The sequence below is a fragment of the Granulicella sp. L56 genome, from assembly GCF_009765835.1.
GTDB lineage: Bacteria > Acidobacteriota > Terriglobia > Terriglobales > Acidobacteriaceae > Edaphobacter.
Genome location: NZ_LMUS01000001.1, coordinates 367,693 through 381,269, shown reverse-complemented (window position 1 = coordinate 381,269; position 13,577 = coordinate 367,693). Strand labels below are relative to the sequence as shown.

The window sequence follows — 13,577 nt, the reverse complement described above, 5'->3', positions numbered from 1 at the left end:
TCCCTCTACCCCAAAGCTCACGTCATCTCGACCGGAGCGCAGCGGAGTGGAGAGACCCCTGTATTTTCACAGTTGCTAGTTTTTAACCCATCTCGATTAAATATTTTAAGGACAACTATCCTGGAATGAATATTTTGCACGGAAAGTATCAGGCGGAAGGGGACTTCAAGCCGGGGTGATTGTCCACAGATCATGCAGATGAAGGACACCATCAACCTGCCCCTGTTCGCCGGTGACGATCAGCGAGGTAATCTTCCTCTCCTCCATCAGCGCAAGGGCCGTCGAGGCGAAGGCATCTGCCGCAATCGTCAAAGGCTGCTGGTTCATAATGTCACCAGCCGACCGCTCCAGCGCATGGGAGCCATCCCGCTCCAGCAACCGGCGCAGATCGCCGTCCGAGATCATGCCCAGCAGAGAGCTGCCGTCAAGAACGGTGGTCATCCCTAGCTTCTTGTGCGACATCTCGTGAATCACCTGCGGCATCGGTGTATCGACTGACACATGGGGTAGCGCCTCTCCCCCATGCATCAGGTCGCGCACCCGCGACAGCCGTCGGCCCAGCCTTCCGCCGGGATGCAGGTCGGCAAAGTCCTCCGCCTTCCAGCCGCTGCGGCGGCTCACCTCCAGCGCGAGCGCATCGCCCAGCGCCAGCATCACGGTGGTCGAGGCAGTCGGCGCAAGGTTCAGTGGGCAAGCCTCGGCAGAGACGCTGGCATCAAGAAAAATATCGCTGGCCTCTGCCAGTGTTGACGTCGCGCAGCTACAAAAGGTGATGAGCCGCGCGCCGAGCCGCTTCAGCGTGGGCAAAAGCCGCAGCAGCTCCTCGGTTTCTCCGCTCGAAGAGAGCGCCAGAACAGTATCACCGTGCCCAATCATGCCAAGGTCGCCATGCAAAGCCTCGGACGGCTGAAGAAAGTGCGCAGACGTTCCGGTGGAGCGCAGCGTAGCCGCAATCTTGCGGGCGATAATGCCGCTCTTGCCGATGCCGGTGACGACGATGCTCTGCCGCTTGTTGGCCGCACCGATCAATAGATCGACGGCTTCGGTAAACGGCGCAAGCATCGCGCCATCGAGCCGGTCAGCGAGATCGCTAAGCGCTGCGGCCTCGATACGCACGAAACTTGAAGGCTGGCTGGTGTCGGACGATTTGTGGGCTTCGTTTGCCATGGTATGGAACCATGTCGATGCTAGCAGAGCGGCGTCCGAGGCCGCATTGCGTCTAAACTGGATACAGGCTCGGCGCGGAGCGCTTGCCGGAAGGATATCCAATCAAGTGAAGCGAAATACCTTGGTTCTTGGCGTAATGATCGTTGGAATCGCGCTGCTGTTGTGGTCCGGATGGCATAACCTGCGGCAACGGCGCATCGCAATGCAGCTGGCCGAGGCCAACCATGTGGTGCTCACTCCTGCGCAGCCCAGTCAGTCCGCACAAGGCGACGACTCCGAGGACGTAGATCCGGGCGCAAAGCTGCGCGGAAAGACCGCTCCGGCATTCACGCTGTCGACGCTCGACGGCAAGAAAGTTTCGCTGGCCGACTATAAGGGCCGTCCGGTACTGCTGAACTTCTGGGCGACGTGGTGCGCTCCCTGCAAGATCGAGATGCCGTGGTTCGAAGAGCTGCGCAAGCAGTATGCAGGACAGGGCTTTGAGATTCTCGGACTCACCGCCGACGTCGATGCAGGCAAGGACGTAATCGGCAAGACCGCGAAGCAGGTCGGAGTAACGTATCCGATCCTGTTGACGACCGACAAGGTACAGGACGCGTACGGTGGAATCGAATATCTGCCCATGTCGTTCTATGTGGACCGCGACGGCAAAGTGATCGAGGCGACCGCAGGGCTGAGCTCGAAGAACGAGATCGAGGCGAACATCAAGAAGACGATTGCCTCTGGAGCGACGACGGCTATGAAGGGTGGAGAGTAAATGCGGCTGAGCGTGGTGGCAGGGTTGTTGCTTGGTGCGGGAACCCTGCTCAATGCAGGAGTCCTGACGGCGCAGATGGGGAACATGAACGGCAATGCCGAGAAGGCAAAGTCCTATGTGATCTACGATGCCGAACCGCAGGCAATTCCGGCAGGAAAGCGAAGCGTCGTCGAGATGCGCTTCCGCGTTGTCGACGGATTTCACGTCAACTCGCACACCCCGAAGTCGGAGCTGCTGATTCCCACCAAGGTCGATCTGCAGCCGGCAGCGGGCGTGAAGGCTGAGACCGCAGAGTATCCCGCGGGCACAGCCTATAGCTTCAGCTTCAGCCCCAACGACAAGCTGGATGTCTACGCAGGCGACTTCACGGTGAAGCTTCCGGTCGTCGCCAGGGCAGGGCAACACGAGATCGATGGCACGCTGCGCTATCAGGCATGCGACCACGCAGCCTGCTATCCGCCGCGAAGCCTTCCCATTCAGGTCGTTTTCACCGCAAAGTAGTGGCATGACGGGTTCCGGCCCGAGGTAAGCGCAAAGTGAATTCTGCTTTGGTTCTTCCGTCGTGGCATCATCGATTAAGAAAGAAATCTTGGAGCGAGCAGGGCGCAATGGACGAGTTTAGAAGGCTGACACGGTTGCCGGCGTATGTGTTCAACATCACGGGCGAGTTGAAGGCCGCGGCACGCAAGCGCGGCGAAGACATCATCGACTTCGGGATGGGCAATCCCGATGGAGCGACGCCCAAGGCAATCGTCGACAAGCTGATCGAAGCAGCACAAAAGACTGCAACCCATCGCTACTCGCTCTCGCGCGGCATTCCGCGTCTGCGCAAGGCCATCTGCAACTGGTACAAGACCCGCTACGACGTCGATCTCAATCCCGAGACCGAAGCGATCGTCACCATTGGCTCGAAGGAGGGTATCGCCCACCTTTGCCTTGCCGTGCTCGACGACGAAGATACAGTAGCTGTGCCGAACCCGAGCTATCCGATCCATATCTTCGGACCGGTCATTGCCGGATCGAAGGTGCAGAGCATTCCCGCAGCCGATGCAGACGCCGACACGCTGCTGGCGCGGCTCGAATACGAGCTGCCGAGAATGCAGCCGCGTCCAAAGCTGCTGATCCTGAACTTTCCGTCGAACCCAACTGCGCAGTGCGTCGAGCTTTCGTTCTTCGAGCGGATCGTCGCGCTGTGCAAGGAACTCGGAATCTACATCGTTCATGATCTGGCCTATGCGGACATCGTCTTCGACGGCTATCGTGCTCCCAGCGTGCTCGAAGTTCCCGGCGCAAAAGACATCGCGGTCGAGTTCTTCACGCTCTCGAAGAGCTACAACATGCCGGGTTGGCGCGTGGGCTTCATGGTCGGAAACCCGAAGCTGGTTGCGGCGCTCGGTCGCATCAAGAGCTACTTCGACTACGGCACATTCACGCCGATCCAGGTAGCTTCCATCGCCGCGCTCGAAGGTCCGCAGGATTGCGTCGCCAAGATTCGCGACAACTACAAGGCTCGCCGCGATGTCTTGGTGCCGGGCTTGAACAAGCTCGGCTGGGCCGTCGATATGCCTAAGGCAACCATGTTCGTCTGGGCAAAGATTCCGGAGCAGTACCGCGCGCTCGGGTCAGTGGAGTTCTCAAAGAAGCTGCTGGCAGAGGCGAAGACCGCGGTCAGCCCAGGTATCGGCTTCGGTGAGCATGGCGACGGTCATGTGCGTTTCTCGCTGATCGAAAACGAAGAACGCACGCGTCAGGCGCTGCGCGGGATGAAGCAGATGTTCAAAGCAGGATAAGCCATCCGCATCTATAGCTATTTCCTCTCAGGTGTAGATTCCTTTGTTTGTCATTCCCGAAGGGAATCTGCGTTTTGCTCGAATTGCCAAAACTACATCTGGAGGAGAACCGCTCTAAATGCGTTTCAGGTAAGCCTTCGCCTCTTCCAACTCAGGGAAGAGGCGTTCTTCTGCCTGAAACTCCCGCGAGTGGACGCAACGTCGTCCAGCCTTGACGCGGACCGGATGCTTCAAGTGAAGCATCTCGTGATACAGCAGATATTCGATAGCGCAGCGCGGTGTATCGGGCCGGTCGAAGACGCGGCTGACCATAATCGTATTGTGCGCGGCATCATAGTGGCCCAACATGCGACGCGCATGGTGAGCGCTCCACGTAAGCGTGGGTCGTCCGAGCAGGCCATAAAAAAATCGCGTGTTGAGCGACTCGAAGACCTCATCAAGATCGTAGTGATGACCGACAGGGGTAAGGATGCGCTTGCGTCCGCGCGTCTGCCGAATATGCTCGGCCTGACGCGAGACCGCCTCCGACGACACATGGCGCCGGTAGCGGTCGGCATGAATGGGAGCAATCGGCTTCTTGTAAAGCTTGGCCAGCAGGATATGCGCGATGGCGCGATGAACGGATTCCGGTGCCGCCTCCAGCAGATCGGAGAGCCGAACATGAAGCTGGCCTTCGCGCAGTCGAATCGTGGTGTTGAGCGAGGTGAAGCGGCGAAAGCGGATATCAAGTGGAGGAATCGGAGCCCGCGGGCGCAGATCTCGATACTGCTCTTGAAAGATAGGGATGAGTGCGGACGACATACGCTTACTAAAAGGTTAACACGGCTGCCAAGCGGGCTTGCCCCGATTTGCACCGACGAAACCGGTTGAGAACCCTCTTAGCGTGGAATATCGATGGGGCCCTTCTTCTCTTCTTTAGCTGGCGGATGAGCCGCAAACCAGCTCTTCTGGCTAGCAATCATCTCGGTAGTATCTTCCCGAAGATCGCGAATCGCCTCGAGAGCCAGCTTGCGCGAGACGTTGTAGGCCTCGTCGTCTGGTGGAGACTTAAGGTTGGAAGACCAACGATCCGTAGCCTCCAGCAGCTTTGGCAGCGATTTGCGGACATCGCTATGGCGCGTGCTGTAGTCGTCTAGATTATCTTCGAGTTCGTCGGCAATCGAGGTGAACTGCTCCAGAAGATCGTGCGCATCCTGTTCCCGGCCAGGACGGCGAGGATGGGCAAAGAGGCTCTGAAGAGCGGCGGAACGGTCGTCGAGGAACTTGACGAAGACGAGCACACGATCACTGGGGAAGTAAGCGGACTCACGCACCTGCTCGACTTCCGCTTCGGATAGAGCATTATCGTTGGCCTGCGCGTGCAGTGGAGGGTGGAGAACGAGGAGGATGAGGGCGAAGCATATTCGTCGCAGCATTCTGTATAAGGTTTGAAAATCTGATCCTGTATTAATGGTTGAAGACCTGGTCAAGGATTTGGTCCTGAATCAGGTCGAGTTGCTTGAGTGTCGCTTGTACCGTGGTGCGATCGTCTTCAGAGGCGAGGTGCAGGGCCTGCGCCAGCCGCAGCGTCGTGTGATGCATCAGCATCTCGGCATTCTTCAACCGCTTGGTGTTCTGTTCCAGATTGACCTGGATGAGATGAGCGTAATGGTTGATCTGCTTGAGCGTTGCGCTGGCCTGGTCGTCATCGCCATCAGCCATCTCTTTTACCGCCAGCTCTGTCATGGTGTGGACAAGCTGGGTGTAAAGGTAGCACTGATCGCGAGGGTTGGCCTGTTCGGCGCGCAGTTCGAGCTGATTAAGCGTTTGGGCGTCAGGAAGGGTTTCGTCGATGGCAGCATGGACCGGAGGAGTGAGCAGGAGAAACAATGCTGAGGCGAGGAGAAGGGCGGAGTACCTTGCTATGGATTTCATAACGCACCTCGAAGGGAGCGCTTATCTACGATTTACCGCGAGTGATCGAGTGTGACAAGGCGGTGGCGGGCCTGCCACTCCTCGTTGGGAAACTTACCGTTTGCCACGGAGAGAAACTGTTTGTACAGATCGCGAGCCTCCTTGACCTGGTGGAGCTTGTCGTGCGCGGTCGCCGCCAGGAACAAAGACGACGGTGACTGTGGCAGCACTTTATCACGAATCGCTAATGCTTGCAAGCTGGTGGTGGGATCATCGTTCGCCGAAGCGGCAAAGGCAAGGTGGCTGGCCGCGAGGCCAAGGTCGTCCTTGGTGGCGAAGGCGGAGGGATTGCTGGTGGTGCGCTTCAGCATCGATTCTGCCTCGGCGAACTGGCGCAGGTGAATCAGGGCGTCGGCGCGGTCGGTGACCAGGGTGGGGTCGTTGGGGAAGTCGTTGGTCAGCGTGGCGTAGAGTGGTGCGGCCTGCTCGAACTGGCTGTTGCTGCTGTACAGATGTGCGAGCAGGCGGGTGATTCCGGCGTCGCTGGGATTGGCGGCGTGCAGTTTTTCGATGAGGGGAATCGCCTTGTCCGGCTGGTTCTGAGAGTCGTAGAGGCTGGCCAGCTGAGCATTAAGCGTAGGATCGTCAGGACTTTTGCCAAGCGACGCGGTCAGCAGCGCTTCGGCCTGATCGGTTTTCTTCTCGCGCTCCAGCAGATGGACGAGGGCAGCGGTAGCGGCAGCATTCTGCGGATCGGCACTGATCAGGCGGCGGTACGCGGCTTCCGCTGCGGGTAGGTCGTTGGAGGCTTCGGCAAGCTCACCGGAGAGGATGATGTCGTCCGGCGTCTCCGGAGAGGTCTTCATCGCCTCCAGCAGCTCGTTACTGGCATCGGCGGGGCGGGTGGTCTGATCGAGCCGGGCGAGGGCGCGCCAGGCTCGGGCCTTGAGCGCGGGATCGGTGGAGGGAGTCAGCGTGGTGGCTGTCAGGAGTTCCGCGCGGGCCTGATCGTGCTGGCCGGTGCGCGCAAGCAGAAGGCCGAGCGAGAGGTGCGGCTCGAAGTACTTGGGGTCGACAGCAGCGGCGCGGCGATAGGTGTCGGCAGCGTTCGAGGTCTGGTCGAGTGACTCCTGCGTAAAGCCAAGGTCGTACAGCAGGTGGGCGTCGTTAGGATACTTAGCGGCAAGGTTGGTCAGCAGCTTGAGAGCAGCAGGGAAGTCATGCTGGTCGAGCGCGGCGTTGGCCTGGGCGCGAAGAGGGTCCAGGTCCGATTGGTTCTGCGGCTGGGAGGCGGTCGTGTCGGTGGTTCCGGCGGGGAGCTGTGCGCGGAGCGAGTTGGTGCTGAGGAGCCCAAAAAATATTACGGATGCCATGACGCCGAGATGGTAGGGGCGCAGTACGGCAGGGGCGGTTCTGTGGTGTGTCGGCTTCGGCATCGTGGTACTCCCCTCCTAGACTAAAGTACGCAAAGTCTTCGAAGATAAGGTGTTAGGTCTGGACTTCGGTCTAGGGTTAAGTGCGGAAGCCCGGCCTGGAGTGGCCGGGCTTCGACAGCTTTCCCTGATTTAAGAATAACAGGCCAGTCAAGAGTTTGGTGTGGAAAGCTGCCTTTAGCAGGTCTCGCCGGATGCCTGATGAATCGTTGCGGGCAAAGGAGCGCCTTCGAGGAGGGCATACTTAGCCGGGGAGCAACAAGCCTTTGCGAGCCGTGCCCTGTCTGCCTGCATTCCCTTGTCTTCTTTAAGCCAGCCCAGTGTTTGCCGAAGAATCTGAGATGCACCGATATGCGGCGGTATGACGATGCGATAGTGCATCCATCGTCCTTCGCGTCGCGAGGAGATGATTCCAGCGCTTCGCAGGTACGCGAGATGGCGGGAGATCTTTGGCTGGGGGGCGCCGAGGATCTCGACGAAATAGCACACACAAATTTCCTGATCGCCCATGAGGTTAAGGAGCCGGAGGCGGGTATTGTCTCCGAGCGCCTGAAAGAACCGCTCGATATTAAATGCCTTCTTCGTCGCCATGGGATTTAATATATACGCATTGACGTATTTATTGACAGCCGATATAGTCGCCTAAGCGAATGTTTTTGGAGGCGGTATGTCAGAGCAGCTATTGAATTCGGTGAAGTCGAAGTACGGCGCGGTTGCGGAGAGCACGTTATCGAACGATCATGCAGGCGTGAAGGCGGTCGCGGAGGCCTTTGGCTATAGTGCCGAAGAACTGACTTCGATTCCTGCCGGGGCCAATATGGGACTCTCCTGCGGCAACCCCACGGCAACGGCCCACTTGAAGCCGGGCGAAGTTGTGGTCGATCTCGGCTCGGGCGGCGGCCTCGACGTTTTTCTTGCCTCTCGGATGGTTGGCCCCGAAGGTCGCGCTATCGGCATTGATATGACGACAGCGATGATTGAGCGGGCACGTGAGAATGCGCAGAAGGGCGGTTATACCAATGTGGAGTTCTATCAATCCACCATTGACCAGATCCCGCTCGCGGATGCCTCTGTCGATTGCATCATCTCGAATTGCGTCGTCAATCTTGCGCCGGACAAGCCAGCCGTCTTCCGAGAGATTGCGCGTGTTCTCAAGCCGGGCGGTCGCGTCGCATTAAGTGATATTGCGTTGAAACACGATCTGCCCGAAGCTGTCGCCCAGAGTATGGCAGCGTACGTCGGCTGCATCGCCGGAGCTATTTTGATTGACGACTATCGCGCCGGGCTGCTCGCAGCCGGATTTGAGCATGTAGAAATCGTAGACAGCGGAGCCGACTTGAATGCATACGCCAAGGTCGAAAACCAGGCAGGCTGTTGCTCGCCCGGCATGGAAGCAGGCAGTCCCTTTCAGGTCATCGAAGAAGCCTGCTGCTCGCCCGCAACGAACGAGCCGTCGCTGCATGAGGAGCTGACGACGCTTCTCTCGCAGTATGACGTGAACGAAGCGGCAGCCACCGTGAAGGTCTACGCCATCAAACCTAAGACGGTATAGGAGACGCAATGTACAGGGTAATCTTTGCGTGCATCCACAATGCAGGCCGCTCACAGATGGCAGCAGCTTTCTTCAATCATCTCGCCGACCCTCAAAAAGCGGAAGCCGTATCTGCGGGAACTGAACCCGGCCTGCGGGTGCATCCTGAGGTTCTGGCTGTCATGCACGAGGTGGGCATCGACCTGAGCGAAGCGAAGCCGCAAAAGCTGACAGAGGCACTGGCGGGGGACGCGCAATTGCTCATTACGATGGGGTGCGGTGAGCAATGCCCCTATATTCCGGGGTTGCGCCGCGATGATTGGCCGCTGCCCGATCCTAAAGGCAGGCCCCTCGATGAAGTACGCACTGTGCGAGACGACATTCGAAGCCGGGTTTCAGAGCTGCTGAATGCCAAAGGTTTCGCCATGGCTCAAGGCGCGAAGTAGGTAATGCATTCGCCGTTCGACTAGAATGCAAGCTTCAGCATGATTACAAAAACGCAACCAAAGCGTATCAATACGCCGCGCCAGGTTCTCTTTGCCAGCATGGTTGGCACGACCGTCGAATTTTTCGACTTCTACATCTATGCCACGGCTGCGGTGCTGGTCTTTCCCCGGCTCTTTTTTCCGTCCTCTGATCCGGCTACTTCCACGCTGGAGTCACTGGCCACCTTCGGCATCGCGTTTCTTGCGCGGCCGATCGGTTCGGCGCTCTTCGGCCACTTCGGTGACCGCATCGGCCGCAAGAGAACGCTGGTGATCGCTTTGTCTACGATGGGCCTTTCGACCTTTGCGATTGGAATTCTGCCCTCGTATCGCCTCATTGGGTTGGCCGCTCCTTTGCTGCTTGCGCTCTGCCGGTTTGGGCAGGGCATCGGGCTGGGCGGCGAATGGGGCGGCGCGGTGTTGCTTGCGGTGGAGAATGCTCCGCCGAACAAGCGCGCTCTTTACGGCATGTTTCCGCAGCTCGGCGCTCCGCTTGGCTTTTTGCTCTCGGGCGGAACTTTCCTGCTGCTTTCGCGCTGGCTTACGGACAGTCAGTTCTTCGCCTTCGGCTGGCGGCTGCCGTTTATTGCCAGCTCGGTGCTGGTGCTGCTTGGTCTCTATGTTCGCCTGACGATTACAGAGACGCCGGTCTTTCAGGCCTCGATGCAGAACGCCGAACCTGTGGGCATTCCGATTTTTACTGTCCTGCGTCGTCATACGCGTGCGCTGGTGGCTGGGATTCTGGTCTGCCTGGCGACGTTCGTTCTGTTTTATCTGATGACGGTCTTTGCGCTGTCGTGGGGGACTACCGCTCTGCACTACAGTCGTGGGAGTTTTCTGTTCATTCAGCTCTTCGGCATTCTCTTCTTCGCGATCATGATCCCTATCTCTGCGCTGATCGCCGAACGAGGACGGAAGCCCGTGATGATGGGAGCTACGGTGTTGATTGGACTGTTTGGGTTTGTGCTGGCGCCGCTCTTCACTGCGGGCACGGTGGGAGCGACGGTGATGATGGCGCTGGGGCTCGCGCTGATGGGCATGACCTACGGCCCGCTGGGTACAGTAGTGTCCGAATTGTTTCCGACCCCGGTTCGCTATACCGGCAGCTCGCTTGCGTTCAGCATGGCTGGAATTCTGGGAGCTTCGCTCGCGCCTTATGCGGCGACCTGGCTGGCCAAGAGCTATGGGCTGCAGTATGTGGGCTACTATCTCACGGCCTCGGCCGTACTGACGTTTTTCGGGTTGTTGTTGATTCGGGAGACGAAGGACGACGACCTTACCGTTTCGGCTCTTTGAGGCTGCGCGGTCTTCGCGAGCCTTTCAGAGCGTACTCAAAAGTCAGTTGTGGCGATTAAAGAGAACAGCCCGGGGCTAAAGCCCCTCGTATTCGATGATTTATTCGCAGGGCTAAAGCCCTGCGCTAATCCCCAAAAAGACCACAACTTAAACTTTTTCAGCAGCTTCTTCAACGGTTGCGTTTGTTTGGATGCGGCGGCTTATTGCGGCTATGGCGTTGTCAGAAGCTCTGATTCGGTGAGTGGCGGAGTGAGGTGGAGGACGGGCGCGAGCCAGTGGCCAGTATGCGAGGCGGGATTGGCGGCGATCTCTTCCGGAGTGCCGGTGGCGACGATCTGGCCGCCGCCGCTGCCGCCTTCGGGGCCCATGTCGATGACCCAGTCGGCGGATTTGATGACGTCGAGATTGTGCTCGATGACGAGGAGCGAGCCTCCGCCTTCGATGAGTTTGTGGAAGGCGGCGAGAAGTTTCGCTACGTCGTCGAAGTGGAGACCGGTGGTGGGCTCGTCTAGGATGTAGAGGGTGCGGCTGCGCGCTTTGGCTGCGGCTTCGTTGCCCGAGCGGCCAGTGATGCTGCGTGCGGTGGCGAGGTGCGAGGCCAGCTTGACGCGCTGGGCTTCGCCGCCCGAGAGCGTAGTAGCGGATTGGCCGAGGCGGACGTAGCCGAGGCCGACTTCGTCGAGCACATAGAGCTTGTCGACGATTTTGGGATGGCCGGCGAAGTAGACAAGGGCTTCTTTGACGGTCATGCTTAGGACATCGTAAATATTTTTATTTTTGTATTTGATCTCGAGGGTGGCGGATTTGTAACGGGTACCGTTGCATTCTTCGCAGGGGAGCTCGATGTCGGCGAGGAACTGCATCTCGACCGTCACGGTGCCGTCGCCTTCGCAGACATCGCAGCGTCCGCCGGGGACATTAAAGGAGAAGTGGCCGGGGCCGAAACCCTTTCGCTTGGCGTCGGGCTGCGCGGCGAAGAGGGCGCGGATATCGTCGAAGGCCTTGATATAGGTGACGGGGTTGGAGCGCGGGGTTCGGCCGATGGGGGACTGATCGACGAGGATGACGTCATTGAGGTGTTGCGTGCCCGAGAGTTCGCGGTAGAGATGCGCGGGATCGCCGCCTTCGGTTTGGCCGAGGGACTGCATGAGTGCTCGGTAGAGGACCTGATGGACGATGGTGGATTTGCCGCTGCCACTGACGCCGGTGACGACGCAGAGAAGGTTGAGCGGAATATCGAGATCGACGCCGCGCAGGTTGTGGATGCGGGCTCCGGTGAGTTTGAGGTGCTCGCGTCCGGGCTCGCGGCGGCCATGGGGAATGGGGATAGTGGCTCGGCCGGAGAGGTATCGGCCAGTGATGGAGTTGGGATTGGCGGTGACCTCGGCTACGGTTCCCGAGGCGAGGAGATGTCCGCCGAGCTCGCCTGCGCCGGGGCCGAGGTCAAGGAGATGATCGGCGGCGCGGATGACGTCGGGGTCGTGCTCGACGACGAGGATGGTGTTGCCGAGGTCGCGCAAATCTTTCATGATGCGGATGAGCTTGGCAGTGTCGCGAGTGTGAAGCCCGATGCTGGGCTCGTCCAGCACATACAGCGCGCCTACGAGGCGCGAGCCAAGCGATGTGGCCAGTTGGATGCGTTGTGATTCGCCGCCGGAGAGCGTGGAGCTGAGGCGGTCGAGGGTGAGGTAGTCGAGACCGACCTGATGCAGGAAGTGGATGCGTTGACGGACTTCTTCGAGGATCTTTCCGGCGATCTCGGCCTGTGCAGGTGATAGCTGCAGATTGTCGAAGAACTCCTGCGCGCCTGTGATGGTGAGCGCGGAGGTCTCGCAGATGTTGCGGTCGTTGATGAGGACGGCGCGGGCTTCGGCGCGGAGACGCTGGCCACGGCAGTCGGGGCAGAGAGCGTAGCCGCGATATTTCGAGAGGAAGACGCGGACGTGCAGCTTATATTTTTTGCGTTCGAGCGCGGCGAAGAAGCCGCGGATGCCGGGGAAGCTGCCGCTGCCGTCTTCGATGAAGCGCTGCTGGTCGGAGGTGAGATCGTACCAGGGAGTGTCGAGAGGAATCTTTGCAGCCTTGGCGGCGCGGACCATCTCGCCGTGGTGGGGGCGGTACTTGGTGGTGGTCCAAGGAGCGATGGCGCCTTGGTTGAGCGTCTTCGACTTGTCGGGGATGATGAGGTTGGGGTCGAAGTCGATGGTGTTGCCGAAGCCCTGACAGCGCGGGCAGGCGCCGTAGGGATTGTTGAAGGAGAAGAGGCGAGGCTCTGGCTCGCGGTAGGCGCGGTGGCAGGTGCTGCACTCGAAGGCTGCGCTGAAACGGAGGTGCTGCGACTCTTCTTCGTCTTCACGCGCAACGGTATGGAACTGGATCTCGCCGGACTCGCGGTAGCCGGTCTCGATGGCGTCTACGATGCGGGCGCGGGAGTCGGGGCTGATAGCGAGACGGTCTGCGAGAACGAAGATGGGCTTTGTGAAGTCGAGTTCGAGGAGAGACTCTGGAGTAGAGAATTCGACGATCTTGCCCGTTTGATAGAGGCGGTTGTAGCCTCGGCGGCGAAGTTCGGTAAGCCGCTCTTTGAGAGAGTCGGTGATGTCGATGGCTTTGGGAGCGGTTGTGACTTTGGCGGATTTTTTTGAGGCGGCCTTTTTGGGCTTGGGGGCTTCTGCTTCTACTGCTTCCTGTGTGGGCACCTGCATGGGCTCGAGTTTGATCTCGGCGCGGAGGATGGGGAAGAGGGCGTAGGTGCGTGTGCCTTCGGGCAGGGCGAGGAGGGTGGAGACGATCTCGTCCACGGTGTCGTGGCGGACGATGCCGCCGCAGTGCAGGCAGGTCACGGTGCCGCAGCGCGCGTAGAGGAGGCGGAGATAGTCGTAGATCTCGGTCGCGGTCGCAACCGTGGAGCGAGGATTGCGAGTCTGGTTCTTCTGCTTAATGGCGATGGCCGGGGCGAGACCATCCATAAAATCTACGTCAGGCTTTTCGATGCGTTCGAGAAACTGGCGCGCGTAGGCGGAGAGCGATTCGACATAGCGTCGCTGTCCCTCGGCGTAGACGGTGTCGAAGGCGAGCGAGGATTTTCCCGAGCCCGAGACGCCGCTGACGACGGTGAGGGCGTTGTGTGGGATGTCGACGTCGATGCCCTTAAGGTTGTGGGTGCGGGCTCCGCGGATTGTAATCTGATCGGGTTTTTGCTCGGACTTTAGGTCGCTCATGGCC

13 protein-coding genes are annotated in these 13,577 nt (G+C 59.3%); 6 read left to right on the top strand and 7 right to left on the bottom strand.

The genetic code is table 11. The annotated features are described in order from the left end of the window. Nucleotides 1-165 precede the first annotated feature (165 nt). Nucleotides 166-1,167 carry an SIS domain-containing protein gene (locus GSQ81_RS01605; RefSeq protein WP_158908997.1) on the bottom strand — a complete coding sequence of 334 codons (1,002 nt, stop codon included), beginning with the start codon at nucleotides 1,165-1,167 and terminating at the stop codon, nucleotides 166-168. 106 nt (nucleotides 1,168-1,273) lie between these two features. Between GSQ81_RS01605 and GSQ81_RS01600 the strand changes: the two genes are divergently transcribed. From GSQ81_RS01600 to alaC, 3 genes are all read left to right on the top strand, one after another. After that, nucleotides 1,274-1,924 (top strand): TlpA disulfide reductase family protein, encoded by a 651-nt coding sequence (locus tag GSQ81_RS01600; RefSeq protein WP_254059928.1) that lies wholly within the window; start codon nucleotides 1,274-1,276, stop codon nucleotides 1,922-1,924. Further along, nucleotides 1,925-2,425, top strand: coding sequence for a protein-disulfide reductase DsbD domain-containing protein (locus tag GSQ81_RS01595; RefSeq protein WP_158908996.1), 501 nt, complete (start codon nucleotides 1,925-1,927; stop codon nucleotides 2,423-2,425). Between the two features lie 107 nt (nucleotides 2,426-2,532). Continuing rightward, nucleotides 2,533-3,714, top strand: coding sequence for an alanine transaminase (gene alaC / locus GSQ81_RS01590; RefSeq protein ID WP_158908995.1), 1,182 nt, complete (start codon nucleotides 2,533-2,535; stop codon nucleotides 3,712-3,714). Between the two features lie 114 nt (nucleotides 3,715-3,828). On the opposite strand, the gene GSQ81_RS01585 is transcribed toward alaC, so the two are convergent. The 5 genes from GSQ81_RS01585 to GSQ81_RS01565 all read right to left on the bottom strand — a co-directional run bounded on the left by GSQ81_RS01585 (nucleotide 3,829) and on the right by GSQ81_RS01565 (nucleotide 7,631). Further along, the gene (locus GSQ81_RS01585) at nucleotides 3,829-4,515 is read right to left on the bottom strand and encodes a M48 family peptidase (RefSeq protein WP_158908994.1); all 687 of its coding nucleotides are present in this window, start codon (nucleotides 4,513-4,515) and stop codon (nucleotides 3,829-3,831) included. 77 nt (nucleotides 4,516-4,592) lie between these two features. Beyond that, a complete protein-coding gene (locus GSQ81_RS01580) occupies nucleotides 4,593-5,129 on the bottom strand; it encodes a hypothetical protein (RefSeq protein WP_158908993.1) in 537 nt (178 codons plus the stop codon). Nucleotides 5,130-5,160: 31 nt separating this feature from the next. Then, nucleotides 5,161-5,628 (bottom strand): hypothetical protein, encoded by a 468-nt coding sequence (locus tag GSQ81_RS01575; protein ID WP_158908992.1) that lies wholly within the window; start codon nucleotides 5,626-5,628, stop codon nucleotides 5,161-5,163. 32 nt (nucleotides 5,629-5,660) lie between these two features. Then, complete coding sequence (locus GSQ81_RS01570; protein ID WP_158908991.1) at nucleotides 5,661-7,043, bottom strand: lipopolysaccharide assembly protein LapB; 1,383 nt, start codon at nucleotides 7,041-7,043, stop codon at nucleotides 5,661-5,663. A gap of 174 nt (nucleotides 7,044-7,217) precedes the next feature. After that, entirely contained in the window at nucleotides 7,218-7,631 is a 414-nt protein-coding gene (locus GSQ81_RS01565) for a metalloregulator ArsR/SmtB family transcription factor (RefSeq protein ID WP_158908990.1), read from the bottom strand. Between the two features lie 76 nt (nucleotides 7,632-7,707). On the opposite strand from GSQ81_RS01565, the gene arsM reads away from it, so the two are divergent. Genes arsM through GSQ81_RS01550 form a run of 3 tightly spaced genes read left to right on the top strand, consistent with a single transcriptional unit; the run spans nucleotide 7,708 to nucleotide 10,352 of the window. Then, nucleotides 7,708-8,592: an arsenite methyltransferase gene (gene arsM, locus GSQ81_RS01560; protein WP_158908989.1), complete on the top strand. Its 885-nt coding sequence runs from the start codon at nucleotides 7,708-7,710 to the stop codon at nucleotides 8,590-8,592. An 8-nt stretch (nucleotides 8,593-8,600) separates the two neighbouring features. Beyond that, nucleotides 8,601-9,017 (top strand): arsenate reductase ArsC, encoded by a 417-nt coding sequence (locus GSQ81_RS01555; protein WP_158908988.1) that lies wholly within the window; start codon nucleotides 8,601-8,603, stop codon nucleotides 9,015-9,017. 39 nt (nucleotides 9,018-9,056) lie between these two features. Next, entirely contained in the window at nucleotides 9,057-10,352 is a 1,296-nt protein-coding gene (locus GSQ81_RS01550) for an MFS transporter (RefSeq protein ID WP_158908987.1), read from the top strand. A 209-nt stretch (nucleotides 10,353-10,561) separates the two neighbouring features. On the opposite strand, the gene uvrA is transcribed toward GSQ81_RS01550, so the two are convergent. Then, nucleotides 10,562-13,573 (bottom strand): excinuclease ABC subunit UvrA, encoded by a 3,012-nt coding sequence (gene uvrA, locus GSQ81_RS01545; RefSeq protein WP_158908986.1) that lies wholly within the window; start codon nucleotides 13,571-13,573, stop codon nucleotides 10,562-10,564. Between the last annotated feature and the right edge of the window lie 4 nt (nucleotides 13,574-13,577).

What these genes read in the sequence shown, in the direction of transcription:
- GSQ81_RS01605 (WP_158908997.1), bottom strand. Translation starts at nt 1,167, where the DNA reads ATGGCAAACGAAGCCCACAAATCGTCCGACACCAGCCAGCCTTCAAGT.
- GSQ81_RS01595 (WP_158908996.1), top strand. Translation starts at nt 1,925, where the DNA reads ATGCGGCTGAGCGTGGTGGCAGGGTTGTTGCTTGGTGCGGGAACCCTG.
- alaC (WP_158908995.1), top strand. Translation starts at nt 2,533, where the DNA reads ATGGACGAGTTTAGAAGGCTGACACGGTTGCCGGCGTATGTGTTCAAC.
- GSQ81_RS01585 (WP_158908994.1), bottom strand. Translation starts at nt 4,515, where the DNA reads ATGTCGTCCGCACTCATCCCTATCTTTCAAGAGCAGTATCGAGATCTG.
- GSQ81_RS01580 (WP_158908993.1), bottom strand. Translation starts at nt 5,129, where the DNA reads ATGCTGCGACGAATATGCTTCGCCCTCATCCTCCTCGTTCTCCACCCT.
- GSQ81_RS01575 (WP_158908992.1), bottom strand. Translation starts at nt 5,628, where the DNA reads ATGAAATCCATAGCAAGGTACTCCGCCCTTCTCCTCGCCTCAGCATTG.
- GSQ81_RS01570 (WP_158908991.1), bottom strand. Translation starts at nt 7,043, where the DNA reads ATGCCGAAGCCGACACACCACAGAACCGCCCCTGCCGTACTGCGCCCC.
- GSQ81_RS01565 (WP_158908990.1), bottom strand. Translation starts at nt 7,631, where the DNA reads ATGGCGACGAAGAAGGCATTTAATATCGAGCGGTTCTTTCAGGCGCTC.
- arsM (WP_158908989.1), top strand. Translation starts at nt 7,708, where the DNA reads ATGTCAGAGCAGCTATTGAATTCGGTGAAGTCGAAGTACGGCGCGGTT.
- GSQ81_RS01555 (WP_158908988.1), top strand. Translation starts at nt 8,601, where the DNA reads ATGTACAGGGTAATCTTTGCGTGCATCCACAATGCAGGCCGCTCACAG.
- GSQ81_RS01550 (WP_158908987.1), top strand. Translation starts at nt 9,057, where the DNA reads ATGATTACAAAAACGCAACCAAAGCGTATCAATACGCCGCGCCAGGTT.
- uvrA (WP_158908986.1), bottom strand. Translation starts at nt 13,573, where the DNA reads ATGAGCGACCTAAAGTCCGAGCAAAAACCCGATCAGATTACAATCCGC.